Below are 18,209 nucleotides of genomic sequence, written 5' to 3'. Positions count from 1 at the left end.
GAACGCGTCCTGCCGGACCACGTAATCTCTGCGTCATGACGGTCGCCAGCACCCCCAGCACCGCGCTGCTCACCGACCAGTACGAGCTGACCATGCTCGCCGGCGCCCTGCGCGACGGCACCGCGCACCGGGAGTGCACCTTCGAGGTGTTCACCCGGCGCCTGCCGTACGGGCGGCGGTACGGCGTCGTCGGCGGGACCGGTCGCGTGCTCGACGCGATCGAGAACTTCCGGTTCGGCGCGGCGGAGCTGGACAAGCTCGCGGCCGACGGGGTGGTGGACGAGGCGACCCTGGAGTGGTTGCGCGACTTCCGCTTCCAGGGCCAGATCGACGGCTACCCGGAGGGCGAGCTGTTCTTCCCGGGATCACCGCTGCTCACGGTGCGCGGCACGTTCGCCGAGGCGGTGGTGCTGGAGACGCTGGTGCTGTCGATCATGAACCACGACAGCGCCATCGCCGGCGCGGCGGCCCGGATGGTCTCGGCGGCCAACGGCCGGCGGATCATCGAGATGGGGTCGCGGCGCACCCACGAGGAGTCCGCGGTGGCCGCGGCGCGCGCCGCCTACCTGGCGGGTTTCACCGCCACCTCGAACCTGGAGGCGGGCCGCCGCTACGGCATCCCGACCGCCGGGACCGCGGCGCACGCGTTCACGCTGCTGCACGACAGCGAGCGCGAGGCGTTCGAGGCGCAGGTCGCCTCGCTGGGCACCGGGACGACGCTGCTGGTGGACACCTACGACATCACGCGCGGCATCGAACTGGCCGTGGACGTGGCGGGCACCGATCTCGGCGCGGTGCGCATCGACTCCGGCGACGTCGGGGTGCTCGCGCGGCAGGCCCGCGAACAGCTCGACTCGCTGGGCGCCACCCGCACCCGCATCGTGGTCTCCGGAGACCTCGACGAGTACGCCATCGCCGCGCTGCGGGCCGAACCGGTCGACGGTTACGGCGTGGGGACCGCGCTGGTCACCGGCTCCGGGGCGCCGACAGCGGAGATGGTGTACAAGCTCGTCGAGGTCGACGGTCGGCCGGTCGCCAAGCGCAGTTCGCACAAGGAGTCCCGCGGCGGGCGCAAGGCGGCGATCCGGCGGCACAAGGAGACCGGTACCGCCGTCGAGGAGGTCGTCTACCACGTCGCGCCGGGTGCGGCCGAGCCGGTGCTCGGGCCGCACGACCGGTTCGTGCAGATCCCGTTGCTGCGCGACGGCAAGCGCGTGGACGACCTGCCGACGTTGGAGGACAGCCGCCAGCGGCTGCGGCACGCGCTGGTGACCGTGCCGTGGGAGGGCCTCAAGCTCTCCGACGGTGAACCGGCGATCCCGACGGTCTTTCACACAGCCTGATCCCGCATCAGAATGGCCGGTGCGGGGAGGGCGCCCGTCACGGGCGAGCACCGAGGAGTGGGGATGGCCAAGGCGCTGATCATCGTGGACGTGCAGAACGACTTCTGCGAAGGCGGTGCGCTCGCGGTCACCGGCGGCGCCGGTGTCGCCACGGCGATCTCCCGCTACCTCGCCGGGTTCGACCACGACCACGTGGTGGCCACCCGCGACTACCACATCGACCCGGGTGCGCACTTCAGCGCCGAACCCGACTTCGTGCGCTCCTGGCCGCGGCACTGCGTCGCGGGCACGGCGGGCGCGTCGTTCCACCCCGAACTGGACGTCGGCCCGATCGAGGCGGTCTTCTCCAAGGGCCAGTACAGCGACGGGTACTCCGGGTTCGAGGGCATCGACTCCCGCGACCGGCCGCTGCGGGACTTCCTGGCCGACCACGGCGTCGACCGCGTCGACATCGTCGGCATCGCCACCGACCACTGCGTGCGCGCCACCGCCCTCGACGCGGCCCGCGCGGGCCTGGACACGACCGTCCTGCTGGAGCTGACGGCGGGGGTCTCCCGCCCCACCGTCGACGCCGCCCTGCAGGACCTGCGCGCGGCGGGCGTCGACCTCGTCGGCGAACCGGTGGTCGCGCCTTGACCGGTCGGGCGACTCGTCGGTCGGGGTGACGGGGGTGCGCGGTACCGTCTGCTGGCGTGCCCACCTCTGTTCCGCGATGGTCGGATCCCGCTGTCTTCGAGCCCGGCGCGGACGACGAGCTGCCGCCGGAGATCGCCGCCGAGCTGCCGTCGGACGGCCGCGCCGCGCATGACGTGCCCGGCGTCGCGGAGCTGATGCGGATCGCCGTCGAGGCGGTGGGCGGCGTCGAGCGCGCGGGCCAGGCGCAGATGGCCGAGTCGGTGGCGCACTCGATCGAGTCCGGGGAGCACCTCGCCGTGCAGGCGGGCACGGGGACCGGCAAGTCGCTGGCGTACCTGGTCCCGGCGATCCGGCACGCGATGACGCGCGGGACCACCGTCGTGGTGTCCACGGCGACGATCGCGCTGCAACGCCAGCTCGTCGACCGGGACCTCCCCCGGCTGTCGACGGCGTTGGCCGCAGCGCTGGGCCGCAGGCCGACGTTCGCGATCCTCAAAGGACGCCGCAACTACCTGTGCCTGAACCGGGTGCACGGCAACGCCCCGGAGGAGCCCGACGACTCCGCGCTGTTCGACGCCTTCGCCGCGTCCGCGCTGGAACGCCAGGTCAAACGGTTGCGGGAGTGGGCGGCCGACACCGAGACCGGGGACCGCGACGAGCTGGTGCCCGGCGTGACCGACCAGGCGTGGCGGCAGCTGTCGGTGACCGCGAAGGAGTGCCTGGGGGTGCACCGCTGCCCGGTCGGCATCGACTGCTTCGCCGAGCGGGCGCGGGCCGCCGCGGGTCGCGCCGACGTCGTGGTGACCAACCACGCGCTGCTGGCCATCGACGCCCTGGACGACCGGCCGGTGCTGCCCGAGCACGACGTGGTGCTGGTCGACGAGGCCCACGACCTCGTCGACCGGGTGACCTCGGCGGCCACCGGCGAACTCACCGCGAACTCGGTGCGGCTGGCCGCCCGCCGCTGCGGCCGGGCGGTCGACGAGGAGACCGCGGACCGCCTCGCCGAGGCCGGCGAGGGTCTGGAGATCGTGCTCCGCGAGGCCGCGCCGGGGCGGCTCGACGCGCTGCCCGAGGACCTTTCCGGTGCGCTGCGGGTGACCCGCGACGCCGCGTGGACGTGCGTCACCGCGCTGGGCCCGGAGCGCACCGAGGACGTGGAGGGCAGCACCGCGCGCAAGCTCGCCCTCGCGCTGACCGAGGAGGTGCACGACACCGCGGTCCGGCTGCTGGAGGCGTTCGACGAACCCGAGGGCGAACGGCGCGACGTGGTGTGGGTCGCGGCGGAGCCGAACCGGCCCCCGGCCGTGCGGGTGGCCCCGCTGGGCGTCGGCGGCCTGCTGCGGGAGCGGCTGTTCGGTCGGCGCACCACGGTGCTCACCTCGGCGACGCTGGCGCTGGGCGGCTCGTTCGACACGCTCGCCCGCCAGTGGGGGCTGCCGCCGCAGCGGCGCGCCACGCCCGCGCCGGGGATGGCGACCGCGAAGGAGGCCCCGTCGGACACCGGTGGCCTCACCTGGACCGGGTTGGACGTCGGATCACCGTTCGAGCACCAGCGCAGCGGCATCCTCTACATCGCCCGGCACCTGCCACCTCCCGGCCGCGACGGGCTTCCGCCGCAGTACCTCGACGAGCTCACCGAGCTGGTGCGGGCCGCGGGCGGCCGGACGCTCGGGCTGTTCTCCTCGATGCGCGCGGCCCGGCAGGCCGCCGACGAGTTGCGCGACCGGCTGGGCACGCCGGTGCTGTGCCAGGGCGACGACTCGACGGCGCTGCTGGTCGGCAGGTTCGCCGAGGATCCGGCGACGTCGCTGTTCGGCACCCTGTCGCTGTGGCAGGGCGTGGACGTGCCCGGCGAGTCGTTGCAGCTGGTGGTGATGGACCGGATCCCGTTCCCGCGCCCGGACGACCCGCTGGCCTCGGCGCGGCAGAAGGCGGTGTCCGAGCACGGCGGCAACGGGTTCCTCGCGGTCGCGGGCACGCACGCCGCGCTGCTGCTCGCGCAGGGCGCCGGGCGGCTGCTGCGGTCCCCGACCGACCGGGGTGTGATCGCGGTGCTGGACCCGCGGCTGGCGACCGCCCGGTACGGCGGTTTCCTGCGGGCGTCGCTGCCGCCGTTCTGGACCACGCACGACCCCGAGGTGGTGCGCGGCGCGCTGCGCCGGCTGGACGCCGCGGCCGCGTTGTAGACCGCCCACAACGGCTGCCGATCTTTTTCGTTCCGGCGCCGGAGCCGGGTACGTTGTGCTCGCCGCGCCCGACCATCGCCCGTTCGGGGGACAACGCGGCCGTTCCGCGAACCGCATTCCGAGGGGGTACGCCGTGTCCGAAGCCCGCCCGGCCGCGAACCTGGCCAGAACCGTCGTGTTCGCCGCGTTCATCGCGGTCCTCGGCATCTTCCCCGGTTTCTACCTGGGCGGTGCCGCGGTGCCGGTGGTGTTGCAGAACATGGGGCCGCTGCTGGCGGGCAGCATCCTCGGCGCGCGCCGGGCCGGTGCCGCGGTGCTGCTGTTCCTCGCGCTGACCGCGCTCGGGCTGCCGCTGCTGTCCGGCGGGCGCGGCGGGGTGGCGCCGTTCTTCGGCCCCAGCGGCGGATTCCTGCTCGGCTGGCTGGTGTCCGCGGTCGTCGTCGGTCTCGTCGTGCAGCGGGCCACGCCGCGGCCGGGGCTGGTCGTGCTGCTGGTCGCCAACGCCGCCGGGGTCGCGGCGGACTACCTGGTCGGCATCCCGTTCTGGGGTTTGGTGACCGGTGACCTGGGCACCGCCGCGGTCCAGTCCCTGGTGTTCGTGCCGGGTGACGCGGTGAAGCTCGTGGTGGTGTCCCTGGTGGCCGCCGCGGTCCACCGGGCCGCTCCGGCGGCGCTGACCGGGCGGGCGTGAGCGTGCTCCCGATCCTGGGCGGACCACCCGTCTCGCGGGTCTTCCACGGCGAGCGGGTGCTGACCGGTGACGAGCTGGCGGCCGAGGCTTGGCACGCCGCCCGGTTGCTGCCGCGCGGTTCCCGCATCGCGTTGACCGGCGACGACGCCCTGGCCCGGCTGTGCTGGTTCCTGGGCGCGGACCTCGCCGGGTCAGCGGCGCTGCTGGTCGAGCCGTCGTGGGCGGACCGCGAACGCCGGGCCGTGCTGGCGGACGCGCGGCCGGACGCGAGCGTCGAGGTCCGGCGGCTCGCGGGCAGCGCGCGGCCGGTCGAGCCGGTCGGTGACGAGTCCACCCCCTTCTACCTGCCGACGACGTCGGGCAGCAGCGGTCGCCCCCGGGTGCTGATCCGCTCCCGGGGTTCCTGGCTGCGCAGCTTCGCGCTGCTCGACCTGGGGCTGCGCGCGGACGACCGGGTGCTGGTCCCCGGTCCGCTGACGTCGTCGTTGTTCCTGTTCGGCGCGCTGCACGCGCTGCACGCGGGTGCCGAGGTGCAGCTGCTGGACCGCTGGTCGGCGGCGGAGGCCGCGCGGGCCTGCCGCACCGCTACCGTCGTGCACCTCGTGCCCGCCATGCTGTCCGCACTCCTGTCCGCTGTGGAACGAGATCCGGCGCTGCGCGCCGCGTGCCGGTTGCGCACGGTGGTCTGCGCCGGTTCCCGGGTGGATCCGGCGCTGGCGGAACGGCTCGCATCGCTGCTGCCGGGTTGCGCGCTCGTCGAGTACTACGGCTCGGCCGAGCAGTCGTTGGTCGCCGTGCGCACCGGCGGCGCGCTGCGCCCGGTGGTCGAGGTGCGGATCGACGACACCGGGACGCTGTGGGCGCGCTCCGACCTCGGCGTGGACGGCCACCTGGTGGACGGCCGGGTCGTCCCGCCCGAGGAGCGCGACGGCTGGACGACGGTCGGCGACCGCGGCGTGCTCCACCCGGACGGGACGCTGGAGGTGCTCGGCCGCCCGGCCTCGGCGATCGACAGCGGCGCCAAGATCGTCGGCGCGGAGGAGGTCGAAGCCGCGCTGCGCGGTGTCGACGGCGTGCTCGACGTGCTCGTCTCCGCCACCCCGCACCCCCGGTTCGGCGCGCTGGTGACCGCGCTGGTCGAGGCCCTCCCCGGCGAACCGCCCGCGCTGGCCGCGCTGCGCGCCCGGGCCCGGGAGGCGCTCGAACCGGGCAAGCGGCCGCACCGCTGGCTGGTCACGGAGCGGCTGCCGCGCACCGCGTCCGGCAAACCGGCGCGCGCCCTGGTCGCCGAACACCTCCGCGAGGGGACGCTGGACGCCGTGGAGATGTCGTGACCGAACCAGTCGTCATCGCGGCGCGCCGCACGCCGATCGGCGAAGCGGGTGGTGCGCTGCGCGCCGTGCCGGTCGACCGGTTGGGCGCGGCGGCGCTGCGCGCCGTCCTCGACGACGTCGACGTGTCCGCTGTGGACGACGTGCTGCTCGGCAACGTCCTGGGGCCGGGCGGGAACCCGGCGCGCGTGGCCGCGCTGCGCGCGGGTCTCGGCGAGCAGGTGCCGGGGTTGACCGTCGACCGGCAGTGCGCCAGCGGGCTGACCGCGATCACCACCGCCGCCGCGATGGTCCGCGCCGGAGCCGGCGAGTGGTACGCGGCCGGGGGTGTGGAGAGCCCGTCGACCGCGCCGTGGCGGGCGTGGCGTCCCAGGTCGGCGACCGAGCCGCCGCGCTTCTACGACCGCGCCCCGTTCGCCCCGGCCGAGATCGGCGATCCGGACATGGGCCCGGCCGCCGACCTGGTCGCGGCCGAAGCCGGGATCTCCCGGGAACGCCAGGACGCCTTCGCCGCCCGCAGTCACGAACGCGCCGTGGCCGCCCAGGACGCCGGGCGCTTCGCCGCCGAACTGGTGCCGGTGGGCGGGGTGAGGGCCGACGAGCGGCCGCGGCGCGGGTTCACCCCGCAGCGGCTGGCCCGGTTCCGCCCCGCGTTCACCCCGGGCGGCACTGCCACCGCCGCGAACTCCTGCGGGGTCAACGACGGCGCCGCCGTCGTCCTGGTGACCACCGAGCAGCAGCGGCGCCGGCTGGGCGTGCCCGGGCTGCGGTTGGTGGCGTCCCGGACCAGCGGCGTCGACCCGAACCGGCTCGGCCTCGGAGCGGTGCCCGCGATGCGGGAGCTGGTGGCCGAGCACGCGCCCGAGGTGGTCGAGTTCAACGAGGCGTTCGCCGGGCAGGCGTTGGCCTGCCTGGACGCCGCCGGGATCGACGAGCGCCTGGTGAGCCCGGACGGCGGCGCCATCGCGCTCGGCCACCCGTGGGGCGCCTCGGGCGCGGTGCTGGTGGTGCGGTTGTTCAGCCGGATGGTCCGAGCGGACGGGCCCCGGGTCGGTCTCACGGCGCTGTCGTCCGGAGGCGGCCTGGGCGTGGCCGCGATGTGGGAGCGAGTGGGTTGATCGAGTTCGAGGACGTGGGGCACAGCTACGACGGGCGCGCCGTGCTGGACGGCGTGGACCTGCGGCTCGACGAGCGGCGCGTGGCGTTCGTCGGCGCCAACGGTTCCGGCAAGTCCACGCTCGCCCGGATGATCAACGGACTGGTGCACCCGACCCGGGGCCGGGTGCTGGTGGACGGCGTGGACCCGGCGCGGGACGGGCGGGCGGTCCGGCGCCGGGTCGGGTTCGTGTTCACCCACCCGGACAGCCAGATCGTCATGCCCACGGCGGGCGAGGACGTCGCGTTCTCGCTGCGCAGGCAGGGCGTGCCGAAGGCGGAGCGGCAGCGCCGGGCCGCCGAGGTCCTGGCCGAGCACGGGCTCGCCGGGTACGCCGAGCACCCCGCGCACCAGCTCTCCGGCGGGCAGAAGCAGCTGCTCGCGCTGTGCTCGATGCTCGTGCTCGAACCGGACGTGCTGGTGTGCGACGAGCCGACGACGCTGCTGGACCTGCGGAACAAGCGGCACTTCGCCGAGGTGCTGTCGGGCCTGCCGCAGCAGGTCGTGATGGTCACCCACGACTTGGAGCTGCTGGCGGACTTCGACCGCGTCGTCGTGCTGGACGGCGGCCGGGTCGTCGCCGACGACGCGCCGTCCGCCGCGCTCGCCCACTACCGGGCGCTGGTCGGATGAACCCGCTCGGCCTGTACGAACCGGGCAGCAGTCCGCTGCACCGGCTCGCCGCGGGGTGGAAGTTCGCCGGCCTGCTCGCGCTGGCGGCGCTGACCGTCGTCCTCGGTTCGCCGCTCGCCCTGGGCTGCTGCGTGCTCGCGGTCGTGCTCGCCTACCCCGTCGCGCGGATCCCGGCCCGGCGCTGCCGGCAGATCGCCCGGGTGCTGGTGCCGCTGGTGGTGGTCGTCTTCCTGCTCCAGTGGTGGATGCTCGGCCTGGGCACCGCCGAGGTGGTCGGCCTGCGGCTGCTGGCGGCGCTCGGTGCGGCGAACCTGTTCACCCTCACCACGCGCGTCGACGACCTGGTCGGCGCGGTGGAGCGCGGGCTCCGCCCGGCGCGGCGCTTCGGCGTCCGGCCGGAGCGCGTGGGGCTGCTCGTCGGCCTCACGTTGCAGGCGGTCGCGGCGCTGTCGACGATCGCGGTCCAGGTGCGCGAGGCGCAGCGCGCCCGCGGCGCCGACCGCTCCGCCACCGCCTTCGCCGTCCCGTTCCTGGTCCGCACCCTGCGGCACAGCGACGAGCTGGCCGAGGCGCTGGCCGCCCGCGGCGTCGGGGACGACTGACGAAACCGGGACTTTTGACCCTGTCGCGGGTCGGCCTCGACGTCCGATCCTGGTGGATACCGGGGAAACCCGGTCGGCCAGCCCGGAAGCGCAGTGGCCTTCGACGACCGATAGGGCCGCCACAAGACCTAGCGATCGAAAGATCGCAAAACGCTTCCGGGCTTGGTCCGTGTCCGGGGCCGGTTCAGCCCGGCCACTGCGCCAGGACGGTCACCGTGCCGGGGTCGACCTCGGTGAACCCGGCATCCCGCACCACCGCCACCCGGTGCCGCCGCCACGCCGCCTCGGGATCGTCGCCCGGGTGCAGGCGGCGCCAGGTCCCGGCGTCGGCCGTGCGCACCGAGCAGCGGAACTCGTTCGCCGCCCACCGCTCCAGCTCCGCGTCGAGCCCGTCGCCGCGCAGCAGTGCGGCGAGGATCATCGTGGCGTGCCCCACCTGCGCGGCGGACTTCCCCGCGCTCATCGGCACCTCGGGGTTGAGCCACAGCGCCGGGACACCGGCTTGCGGCGGCCCGGGCTCGTCGGGCTCCAGCTCGCTGCCGGAGATCTGCAGGCGGCTGAGCTCCTTGGGCATCTCCGCGACCCGCATCGGCAGGAACGCGCGGACCTCGGCGTCACCGACCCGGACCGTCCGCCCGGGCAGCGACTGCACCGCCGTCCAGTGCGCGCCGCGCGCCCGGCGGGACACCTTGCGGATCCGGCCGCGCGTCCACGTGATCATCGCCTCGTGCCACTCGCCGCCCGGCTTGCAGCGCTCGTCGAGGCACACCGCGAGCGCGGCGGCGGCCGCGGCTTCCAGCAGCGCGGTGCGGTCCGGCGGCTCCCGCCGCTCGATGCGCAGCACCATCGGCATCAGCACGACCTCGCCGGGGTCGTCCTCGTCCGAGGTGTCCGCAGTGGCCTCCTCGGGCATCGCCAGCCACGAGGCGTAGCGGCTGATCAGCGGGTCGAGCACGCGAGCAGCGGTCATGGCGGGCATCTTCACGCGTCGAGCGGGACGCGGCGCACCACGCCGTCCTCGGCGTCGGCCGTCTCGATCTCGGCCCGCGTGACGCCCAGCACGAACAGCACCGTGTCCAGGAACGGGTAGGACAGGGCGGTGTCGGCCACCTCGCGCAGCGCGGGCTTGGCGTTGAACGCCACGCCCAGGCCGGCCGCGGAGAGCATGTCGATGTCGTTGGCGCCGTCGCCGACCGCCACGCACTGGCCGATCGGCACGCCGAAGTCCTCGGCGAACCGGCGCATCGCCTTGGCCTTGCCCGCGCGGTCCACGATCTCGCCGACGACCCGCCCGGTCAGCTTCCCGTCCACGATCTCCAGCTCGTTGGCGGCGCTGAAGTCCAACCCCAGCTCGTCCACGAGCTGGTCGATGATCTGCGTGAACCCGCCCGAGACGACCCCGGTGTGGTAGCCGAGCCGCCGCAGCGTGCGGATCGTGGTGCGGGCGCCCGGGGTGAGCTCCAGCTCGGCGGCCACCTCGTCCAGCACGGACGCGGGCAGCCCCGCCAGCACCGCGACCCGCTCCCGCAGCGACTGCTCGAAGTCCAGTTCGCCGCGCATGGCCCGCTCGGTGACCTCGCGGACCTGCGCCTCGCAGCCCGCCTTGGCGGCGAGCATCTCGATGACCTCGCCCTGGATCAGCGTCGAGTCGACGTCGAAGACGACCAACCGCTTGGCCCGGCGGGACAGCCCGGCCCGCTCCACCGCGACGTCGACGCCGATGCGGGCGGCGAGGTCGGCCATCGCGGTGGTCAGCTCGTCGTCCGCGGCGTCCCCGATGTCCGGGGCGCTGACCTGGAGCTCCAGCCCGGTGACCGGGTAGTCGGCGACGCGGCGGATGGAGTCGATGTTGACGTCGATGTCGGCCAGTCCCTGCGCGACCCGGCTGAAGTTGCGCGCGGTCACCGGCTGGCCCAGCACCACCACGACGTGCGTGGAGCCGAGTTTGGCGGCGTCACCGTCCGCCGCGCCGATCGCCACGTCCACGGTCATGCCGATGGTGGCCATCGCCTGCTCGACGGCCTCCTGCAGCTGCTCGGGATCGTTCTCGGTGGACACCAGCACGCCCAGCGTCAGCCGACCGCGGATCACCACCTGCTCGACGTCCACGATGTCCACCCCGTGCCGGGTCAGCGCGGCGAACAGCACTGACGTGACGCCGGGTTTGTCCTTGCCGGTAACGGTGATCAGCACGGTGGTCGCGGTCGACGTGCTCACGGCTGACGCTCTCCTCCTCCTGCCGGGGGCGAAAAAACTCCGAGCCCCGGCGGGCACAGCCCGCCGGGGCTCGTCGTCGAGCTAGCCCCACCCTTGCACAGCCGCGCGGTGCGGGGCTAGCGCCCAGGTCACTTCTCGCCGTCGTCCTCGGTGGTCGCACCGACGGACGGCGCCTCGTGCTTGTGCGCGAGGGTCTTGCCGGTCAGGCTCAGGTGCGACTCCAGCCGCATCCGCTCGGCGATGTGCGGGTAGTGCAGCTCGAACGCCGGGCGCTCGGACCGGATCCGCGGCAGCTCGGTGAAGTTGTGCCGCGGCGGCGGGCAGGAGGTGGCCCACTCCAGGGAGTTCCCGTAGCCCCACGGGTCGTCCACGGTCACGACCTCGCCGTACCGGTAGCTCTTGAACACGTTGTAGATGAACGGGAGCATCGAGGCGCCCAGGATGAACGCGCCGATCGTGGAGATCGTGTTCAGCGTGGTGAACCCGTCGGAGGCCAGGTAGTCGGCGTACCGCCGCGGCATGCCCTCGTTGCCCAGCCAGTGCTGCACCAGGAACGTGCCGTGGAAGCCGATGAAGGTCAACCAGAAGTGCAGCTTGCCGAGCCGCTCGTCCATCATCCGGCCGGTGATCTTCGGGAACCAGAAGTAGATCCCGGCGAAGGTGGCGAACACGATCGTGCCGTAGAGCACGTAGTGGAAGTGCGCGACCACGAAGTAGGTGTCCGACACGTGGAAGTCGACCGGCGGCATGGCCAGCAGGACGCCGGTGAGACCGCCGAAGAGGAAGGTGACCAGGAAGCCGACGCTGAAGATCATCGGCGTCTCGAAGGTCAGCTGCCCCTTCCACATGGTGCCGATCCAGTTGAAGAACTTCACACCGGTCGGGACCGCGATCAGGAACGTGGTGAACGCGAAGAACGGCAGCAGCACCGCGCCGGTGGCGTACATGTGGTGCGCCCAGACCACGACCGACAGGGCCGCGATGCCCAGCGTCGCGTACACCAGGCCGGAGTAGCCGAACAGCGGCTTGCGGCTGAACACCGGGAAGATCTCGGACACGATGCCGAAGAACGGCAGCGCGACGATGTAGACCTCGGGGTGGCCGAAGAACCAGAACAGGTGCTGCCACAGGATGACGCCGCCGTTGGCGGGGTCGAACACGTGCGCACCGAGGTGCCGGTCGGCCATCAGCCCGAACAGCGCCGCGGTCAGGATCGGGAAGGCCATCAGGATCAGCACGCTGGTGACCATGATGTTCCAGGTGAAGATCGGCATCCGGAACATCGTCATGCCCGGCGCGCGCAGGCAGATCACGGTGGTGAGCATGTTGACCGCGCCGAGGATGGTGCCCAGACCGGACACCGCCAGACCGGCGATCCACATGTCCGCGCCGTGGCCCGGCGAGTGCAGGGCGTCCGACAGCGGGGTGTAGGCGAACCAGCCGAAGTCGGCCGCGCCGCCCGGCAGCAGGAAGCCGCTGACGACCATCAGACCGCCGAACAGGTACAGCCAGTAGCCGAAGGCGTTCAACCGCGGGAACGCCACGTCCGGCGAGCCGATCTGCAGCGGAAGGATGTAGTTGGCGAACCCGAACAGGATCGGGGTCGCGTACAGCAGCAGCATGATCGTGCCGTGCATGGTGAACAGCTGGTTGTACTGCTCCTGGGACAGGAACTGCAGACCAGGCTGTGCCAGCTCGGCGCGGATCAGCATCGCCATCAGGCCGCCGACCAGGAAGAAGGCGATCGACGTGACCAGGTAGAGGATGCCGATTTGCTTGTGGTCCGTGGTGCGGAACATCCGCGCCAGGAATGACCCTTTGACCGTTTTGCGCACCGGATAGGGGCGCGTGGCGATCGGCTGTGGCGCGACGGCCGTCACGGTGCCTCCTGCACAGATCCCTCGAATGCGTAGCCGGGTCCGTTCGGACCCGCCCCGACCCGGGTGGGCCGGTTCGGCAGGGTGCGACTCCCTGCAGGACGCTGCAGACCGAGCCATGCACTGCCGCCTGCGGATACTAGTCCGACCTCGCTGCGGGAGTTCGGCCGGGCCGTAGCCACCCTAGTCATCGGCGATGTCGGCGTCACGCGCAGTGAGATCCACGCGACAGGCCGCGCATGCTGGGTGTTTGCCCGAGCGGGCGCGCCGAATGCCCGATGTCGCTCGCAACACCCGGGGACACGCCGGTTAGCCTACGGAGCGAGAGGTCCGGCAGCCCTTCTTCAGATCAGCTTCCATCGATCGCGGGGCCGCCCTGGGACGACGACCACCACACCGTGGAGGGGAAGCACGTGCGGAGGAGCACGATCATCGGCGCCGTGCTGGCCGGCGGTCTCGCACTCGCGGGCTGCACGCCGAATGAGGGACCGAGCGACCAGCCCCCGGCACCCGGCACGCCGCCACCGGCGACCGCGCAGCAGAACGCGGGCGCGGACGCGCAGGGCTCCGACGGCGATCACACCGCGACCGACCGCGAGTTCGCGCAGCAGCTGCTGAACAACCACCAGCAGGTGCTGCAGCTGGCCTCGATGGCGAGCCAGAACGCGGAGAAGCCGAATGTCAAGGCGCTCGCCGCACAGCTTCAGCAGCAGGCCAAGTCGCAGCTGGACGCGGTCACCTCGTGGCTGGGCTCGGCGGCCGGCCAGCAGTCCGGCAGCGCGCCGGAGGACGACGCCGACCAGACCGACGGCCGCGGCCTGCAGACCCAGCAGCAGCTCCAGCAGCTCGCGCAGCTGCGCGGCGCCGCCTTCGACGCGCAGTGGCAGCAGGCCATGGTGTCGTTGCAGCAGAACGCGGTGCAGCTGGCCCAGACCGAGCTGGAGGAGGGCTCGGCCAAGCAGCTCCGCGATCTCGCCGAGCAGGTCGTCTCCGACCAGCAGCAGGCGCTGAACGACCTCAACGCCCTGAGCTGACGCGCACGTGCGCCTTCCCGGGCGGCCTCCGGGAAGGCGCACGTGGCAGGCGGAACCCGCGCGAACGATCGCGCGGGTTTTTTGTTGCCCGGACCTGGTCAGCGGCCCCTTGGCGATCCCTCCGGAAGAACCTACTATCAGTAGCCTACTGGCCAGTAGACACGAGGGAGTGCTCATGCCGAAGCTGTCCGGCAAGGTCGTCCTGATCACCGGTGCCGCCCGGGGAATCGGCGCGCAGACCGCCCGCGAACTCGCCCGGCGGGGCGCCCGCCTCGCGCTGGCCGGACTGGAACCCGACGAGCTCGCGGCGGTGGCCGCCGAGCTCGGCGACGAGCACTTCTGGACCGAGGCGGACGTCACCGACCCCGGGTCGGTGCGCGCCGCCGTGGACCGGACCGTCGAGCGGTTCGGGCATCTCGACGTGGTGATCGCCAACGCCGGCATCGCCCCGTTCGGCACCGTGCGCGGCACCGACCCGGCGGCCTTCGTGCGGACCGTCGACGTCAACCTCAACGGCGTCTTCCACACGGTGCGCGCCGCCCTGCCGCACCTGATCGAGCGGCGCGGCTACGTGCTGGTGGTCTCGTCGCTGTCCGCGTTCACCCCGGTCGGCGGCATGGCCGCCTACACCGCGAGCAAGGCGGGCGCGGAGGCGTTGGCCAGCGCGCTGCACTCGGAGGTCATGCACCTGGGCGTGTCGGTCGGCAGCGCGCACCCGTCGTGGATCGACACCGATCTGGTCCGCGACGCCGCGGGCGATCTCGGCACCTTCGGCGAGCTGCGCAAGCGCCTGCCCTGGCCGATGCGCGCGACCACCAGCGTCGAGGAGTGCGCCCGGCTGTTCGCCGAGGGCGTCGAGCGCCGCGCCCGCCGCGTCTACGTGCCGCGGACGATCATGCTGATGCACTGGCTGCGCAACCTGCCCGCCTCCCGCCTCGTGGAGCGGCTGATGCTGCCGACGACGCGCCGGCTGGTCCCGCGGATGGAAGCGGAGGTCGCAGCACTCGGCCGCTCGTTCAGCCAACGCAACCAGGAACTGCAGTCCCGCGACTGAGAATGCTCCTTACGGCCCAGGGACGCCGCATTCCGCGAGACCACTCCGGAATGCGGCGTTTCACTGGCACCCCCGTTCTCCGTCCAGCCCAATTCCGGCGAACCGCGTTGACGCCCTTCATGCGCGCCCACTAGTTTTCTGCGCACCTGATCGAGACCGGTGCGCGACCGCGATCGCGCACCGCTCGACGGAGTGCGGCACCCGGCGGCGCACGACCCTCAACAGCTGACATGAGCAGCGCACACCGAACCGGAGGGAGCACCGGCGGGCACTTCGAGCATTTCCCTTCGCCCCTGCGGGCGCATTTTCACCCGATTTCCCGGCGGTCGGGTCCGCCGGTGCTTCGAATGGCGCCGGCGCGTGTACGGCGCGGTGTTCCCACCGCGCTCGGCAGCCGAGTGAAAGGCATTTGGTGACGATGAGCGGAAACGACGCGCGCGATTTCCCGTTCCCCCGGTTGGGCCGACGTGGATTCCTGGCCGGAATCAGCGCCGTCGCGGTCCCGACGGCGCTGGGCGGGCTCACCGCGGGCGGGGCGCAGGCGGCGCCCCGCGCACCGCGGCAGTCGCGCACCATCGTGTACGGCACCGTCCTGCACTTCCTGCGCGACCCGGGCACGCAGCCGGACCCGCAGGCGTGGCAGCTGTTCGACCCGGGCGCGCTGGTGGTCGGCGCCGACGGGCACGTCGAGTGGGTCGGCGCGGAGCAGGACGTCCCGCCGGAACTCGGCAACGGGGCCACCCCCATCGACCACCGCGGCAACCTGGTCGTGCCCGGGTTCGTCGACGCCCACATCCACGCCAGCCAGGTCGACGTCATCGCCAGCTACGGCGAACAACTGCTCCAGTGGTTGCAGAAGTACGTGTTCCCGGCGGAGAAGGCGTTCAGCTCCGCCGAGCACTCCCGGATGATCTCCGGCCTGTTCCTCGACACGCTGCTCGCGGCGGGGACGACCACCGCGACCGTGCACCCCACGGTGCACAAGACCTCTGTGGACGCTTTCTTCCAGGAGGCGCAGGCGCGCGGCATGCGGATGCTCGCGGGCAAGGTCCTCATGGACCGCGAGCCGTACGCACCGCCGGACCTCAAGGACGCCAGCGTGCAACAGGCCGAGGCCGACACCCGCGAGCTGATCGACCGGTGGCACCAGAAGGACCGCCTGACGTACTCGATCACACCGCGCTTCGCGCCGTCGTCCACCGAGCAGCTGCTGCAGATGGTCGGCCGCCTCTACCACGAGCGCCCGGACCTGTGGTTGCAGACGCACGCCGCGGAGAACAAGGAGGAGGTCGACACCGTCCACCAGCTGTTCGGCGGCCGGTCCTACATCGACGTCTACGACCGGTACCAGATGCTGGGCAACCGCTCGGTGTACGCGCACAGCATCTACATCGACGACCAGGACCGGACGCGGTTGTCGCAAACCGGTTCGAGCATCGCGTTCTGCCCGACGTCGAACCTGTTCCTCGGCAGCGGGCTGTTCGACCTGGACGCGGCCCGCGGCGCCGGAGTCCGCGTCGGCCTGGGCACCGACATCGGCGCGGGCACCTCCTACTCGCTGCTGGCGACGCTGAACGAGGCGTACAAGGTGCTCGCGCTGCAGCAGCAGAAGCTCCCGGCGATGCGCGGTTTCTACCTGGCCACCCTCGGCGGTGCGGAAGCGCTCTACGTCTCCGACCGGATCGGGAACTTCCAGGTGGGCAAGGAGGCGGACTTCACCGTCCTGGACTGGGCGGCTACTCCGGTGCTCAAGCGCCGCATGGACGTCGCCAAGGACTTCCAGGAACGGCTGTTCGCCCTCATGACCCTCGGCGATGAACGCGCCGTCCGCGCGACCTACGTGCTGGGCCAGCGCAAGTACGACCGCCCGGCGGGCGTCCAACTGCCGTCCTGATCCACTGGCGGCGGTCCCCTCTCAACCTTCCACAGTGGATCAACAATGGAGGACGGCGGAGCGGCAAGTCCGATGTGGACTTCCGCCCGCCGTCCTCGCCCTTCGGCGGTCAGGGAGTTCGCGACTCGCTGAGCACCGGATCCCGTTCCCGCGGTCGGGCGAACTCCCGGCGCCGCTCCTGTTCGAGGCGGGCGATCAACGACCACACGGTCTGGTCGTTGTCACCGGTGATGCCGTGCTGCGGTCGTCCGGCGCTCGTGGCGGGCCGCTGCACCGGCTCCGGAGCCGCAGGCCGCGACCCCGCGGTCGCCGGGCGCCCCCACGGCGGGCGGACCAGCAATCCACCGATCGTGCCGCCGATCGTGTTGAGCACGATGTCGTCGGTGGAGGCCACCCGGCCCGCGACGAAGAAGAACTGGGTCAGCTCGATCGAGGTCGACAGCGCCAGCGCGGCCAACGCGATCCGGCCGATGTTGTCGAGCCACCCGACGCGCAGCGGCGCGAGCGCCCCCAGCGGCATGAGCAGCACCAGGTTCCCCGCCAGCTGGAACCAGGGCAGCGAGTCGCCGGGCGCGGCGACCAGGGCGGCGGTGACGTCCTCGCCGATGTCGAGCTGGACCCGCTCCGCCACGGTGTGCTGCGGGGTGAGCACGAGGATCCCCACGCCCAGCACGGCCGCCGCGAGCGCGGCATCCACCAGCGGACCCCGCGCGTTCCGCCGACCGCGCACGAGCACCGACACCAGCCACACCACGACCGCCACCAGGGGCGTCACGACGACCGCAGGCACCAGCCCGTCGAACGTCTGCAGAATCTGAAGCACCTTCGCCGCACTTCCTCTGGCCGTCAGCGCCAGCACCAGCCGGGGCCGCGTCCACAGTGGAACGCGGATCCGGGAAAACGGTCCGAAGTCGTCGTCCACAGCGGTCGGCGTTGACCTGCCGGATCAGCGGTTTGGCGGGGCCCGGGCACCGCCTCGGGGCAGACGGGGCCCGGGCCCCGGCCGAGCCCGCCGCGTCCCGCCGATCAGGGGCCGGGACGCGGCAGGTCCGGGACGGTCCCACCGGCGGCCGGGTGCATCGCCGCTCGGGCGGCGACGTCGGGATTCACCCGGTGCGACCACGCGCGGAGGTCACCTCTCCCGGTGATATCGACGCGCGGCGTGCAACCGCCGACCGGAACCGCCACCAGCAGCGGCGCGCGGTCGGCGGACCGGTACGGGCCGGTACCGCCGAACGGTTTCCGCATGGGTCACCTCCGTCACGCCAACAGGTTGGATAAAGATCCGGGCTCAACTCGGTTGCGGCCCGAACATAACGGCCGCGCCACGAACGGTCCCAGCACTGGCAAGAACCCGCCAGTTCCCAGATCTCTGTCCACAGAGGAGTGATCAACATCGTGAATGCGCCCTCAGCTGGGATTTCGGAGCGCGCACAACGGAGGGGTTCACCGAGCAGGGCGAGTAATTACCACAATTCCCACATCCCGCCGGATGGGGCCCACGATCGTGAACAACGGGTAACCCGGGAAGGAAGCGAAAAAAGCGAAAGCC

16 protein-coding genes are annotated in these 18,209 nt (G+C 72.6%); 11 read left to right on the top strand and 5 right to left on the bottom strand.

Going from position 1 to position 18,209, the window contains the following annotated elements; genetic code table 11:
• Nucleotides 1-35: 35 nt before the first annotated feature.
• From NV263_RS04740 to NV263_RS04705, 8 genes are all read left to right on the top strand, one after another.
• Nucleotides 36-1,343, top strand: a complete 1,308-nt coding sequence (locus tag NV263_RS04740) for a nicotinate phosphoribosyltransferase (RefSeq protein WP_263251335.1) — start codon at nucleotides 36-38, stop codon at nucleotides 1,341-1,343.
• 63 nt (nucleotides 1,344-1,406) lie between these two features.
• Nucleotides 1,407-1,979, top strand: a complete 573-nt coding sequence (locus NV263_RS04735; RefSeq protein WP_263251334.1) for a nicotinamidase — start codon at nucleotides 1,407-1,409, stop codon at nucleotides 1,977-1,979.
• A gap of 194 nt (nucleotides 1,980-2,173) precedes the next feature.
• Entirely contained in the window at nucleotides 2,174-4,168 is a 1,995-nt protein-coding gene (locus NV263_RS04730; RefSeq protein ID WP_263254055.1) for an ATP-dependent DNA helicase, read from the top strand.
• Between the two features lie 133 nt (nucleotides 4,169-4,301).
• Nucleotides 4,302-4,859, top strand: coding sequence for a biotin transporter BioY (locus NV263_RS04725; RefSeq protein WP_263251333.1), 558 nt, complete (start codon nucleotides 4,302-4,304; stop codon nucleotides 4,857-4,859).
• On the top strand, nucleotides 4,856-6,193 hold the full coding sequence (locus NV263_RS04720) for an AMP-binding protein (RefSeq protein ID WP_263251331.1): 1,338 nt from the start codon (nucleotides 4,856-4,858) through the stop codon (nucleotides 6,191-6,193). The genes NV263_RS04725 and NV263_RS04720 overlap by 4 nt, the downstream gene beginning before the upstream one ends.
• Nucleotides 6,190-7,308, top strand: coding sequence for a thiolase family protein (locus tag NV263_RS04715; RefSeq protein ID WP_263251330.1), 1,119 nt, complete (start codon nucleotides 6,190-6,192; stop codon nucleotides 7,306-7,308). Before NV263_RS04720 ends, NV263_RS04715 begins: the two co-directional genes overlap by 4 nt.
• Nucleotides 7,305-7,979 carry an energy-coupling factor ABC transporter ATP-binding protein gene (locus tag NV263_RS04710; protein ID WP_263251328.1) on the top strand — a complete coding sequence of 225 codons (675 nt, stop codon included), beginning with the start codon at nucleotides 7,305-7,307 and terminating at the stop codon, nucleotides 7,977-7,979. Before NV263_RS04715 ends, NV263_RS04710 begins: the two co-directional genes overlap by 4 nt.
• On the top strand, nucleotides 7,976-8,581 hold the full coding sequence (locus NV263_RS04705; protein ID WP_263251326.1) for an energy-coupling factor transporter transmembrane component T family protein: 606 nt from the start codon (nucleotides 7,976-7,978) through the stop codon (nucleotides 8,579-8,581). The genes NV263_RS04710 and NV263_RS04705 overlap by 4 nt, the downstream gene beginning before the upstream one ends.
• Nucleotides 8,582-8,765: 184 nt before the next feature.
• On the opposite strand, the gene NV263_RS04700 is transcribed toward NV263_RS04705, so the two are convergent.
• From NV263_RS04700 to ctaD, 3 genes are all read right to left on the bottom strand, one after another.
• Nucleotides 8,766-9,551 carry a peptidyl-tRNA hydrolase gene (locus NV263_RS04700; RefSeq protein ID WP_263251325.1) on the bottom strand — a complete coding sequence of 262 codons (786 nt, stop codon included), beginning with the start codon at nucleotides 9,549-9,551 and terminating at the stop codon, nucleotides 8,766-8,768.
• Between the two features lie 11 nt (nucleotides 9,552-9,562).
• The gene (gene serB / locus NV263_RS04695; protein WP_263251323.1) at nucleotides 9,563-10,798 is read right to left on the bottom strand and encodes a phosphoserine phosphatase SerB; all 1,236 of its coding nucleotides are present in this window, start codon (nucleotides 10,796-10,798) and stop codon (nucleotides 9,563-9,565) included.
• A gap of 128 nt (nucleotides 10,799-10,926) precedes the next feature.
• Complete coding sequence (gene ctaD / locus NV263_RS04690; protein ID WP_263251322.1) at nucleotides 10,927-12,678, bottom strand: aa3-type cytochrome oxidase subunit I; 1,752 nt, start codon at nucleotides 12,676-12,678, stop codon at nucleotides 10,927-10,929.
• 410 nt (nucleotides 12,679-13,088) lie between these two features.
• Between ctaD and NV263_RS04685 the strand changes: the two genes are divergently transcribed.
• The 3 genes from NV263_RS04685 (at nucleotide 13,089) to guaD (ending at nucleotide 16,657) form a co-directional block, all read left to right on the top strand.
• Nucleotides 13,089-13,709, top strand: coding sequence for a DUF305 domain-containing protein (locus NV263_RS04685; RefSeq protein ID WP_263251320.1), 621 nt, complete (start codon nucleotides 13,089-13,091; stop codon nucleotides 13,707-13,709).
• A gap of 175 nt (nucleotides 13,710-13,884) precedes the next feature.
• Nucleotides 13,885-14,763, top strand: coding sequence for an SDR family oxidoreductase (locus NV263_RS04680; RefSeq protein WP_263251318.1), 879 nt, complete (start codon nucleotides 13,885-13,887; stop codon nucleotides 14,761-14,763).
• 418 nt (nucleotides 14,764-15,181) lie between these two features.
• Nucleotides 15,182-16,657: a guanine deaminase gene (gene guaD, locus NV263_RS04675; RefSeq protein WP_263251317.1), complete on the top strand. Its 1,476-nt coding sequence runs from the start codon at nucleotides 15,182-15,184 to the stop codon at nucleotides 16,655-16,657.
• A 109-nt stretch (nucleotides 16,658-16,766) separates the two neighbouring features.
• Here the strand turns inward: guaD and NV263_RS04670 are convergent, their stop codons facing one another.
• Together NV263_RS04670 and NV263_RS04665 are read right to left on the bottom strand one after the other, a co-directional pair.
• Nucleotides 16,767-17,480: a VanZ family protein gene (locus NV263_RS04670; protein ID WP_263251314.1), complete on the bottom strand. Its 714-nt coding sequence runs from the start codon at nucleotides 17,478-17,480 to the stop codon at nucleotides 16,767-16,769.
• 203 nt (nucleotides 17,481-17,683) lie between these two features.
• Entirely contained in the window at nucleotides 17,684-17,905 is a 222-nt protein-coding gene (locus NV263_RS04665; protein WP_263251312.1) for a hypothetical protein, read from the bottom strand.
• Nucleotides 17,906-18,209 lie beyond the last annotated feature (304 nt).

The sequence above is a fragment of the Saccharopolyspora rosea genome (assembly GCF_025643595.1).
GTDB lineage: Bacteria > Actinomycetota > Actinomycetes > Mycobacteriales > Pseudonocardiaceae > Saccharopolyspora > Saccharopolyspora rosea.
The sequence above is the reverse complement of the archived record's forward strand: the minus strand, read 5'-3'. Positions and strand labels throughout refer to the sequence as shown.

Bases quoted from the DNA above. Each gene is read 5' to 3' on its own strand.
- NV263_RS04700 (WP_263251325.1), bottom strand. From the start codon at position 9,551: ATGACCGCTGCTCGCGTGCTCGACCCGCTGATCAGCCGCTACGCCTCG.
- NV263_RS04740 (WP_263251335.1), top strand. From the start codon at position 36: ATGACGGTCGCCAGCACCCCCAGCACCGCGCTGCTCACCGACCAGTAC.
- NV263_RS04680 (WP_263251318.1), top strand. From the start codon at position 13,885: ATGCCGAAGCTGTCCGGCAAGGTCGTCCTGATCACCGGTGCCGCCCGG.
- NV263_RS04730 (WP_263254055.1), top strand. From the start codon at position 2,174: ATGCGGATCGCCGTCGAGGCGGTGGGCGGCGTCGAGCGCGCGGGCCAG.
- NV263_RS04735 (WP_263251334.1), top strand. From the start codon at position 1,407: ATGGCCAAGGCGCTGATCATCGTGGACGTGCAGAACGACTTCTGCGAA.
- NV263_RS04665 (WP_263251312.1), bottom strand. From the start codon at position 17,905: ATGCGGAAACCGTTCGGCGGTACCGGCCCGTACCGGTCCGCCGACCGC.
- guaD (WP_263251317.1), top strand. From the start codon at position 15,182: ATGAGCGGAAACGACGCGCGCGATTTCCCGTTCCCCCGGTTGGGCCGA.
- NV263_RS04705 (WP_263251326.1), top strand. From the start codon at position 7,976: ATGAACCCGCTCGGCCTGTACGAACCGGGCAGCAGTCCGCTGCACCGG.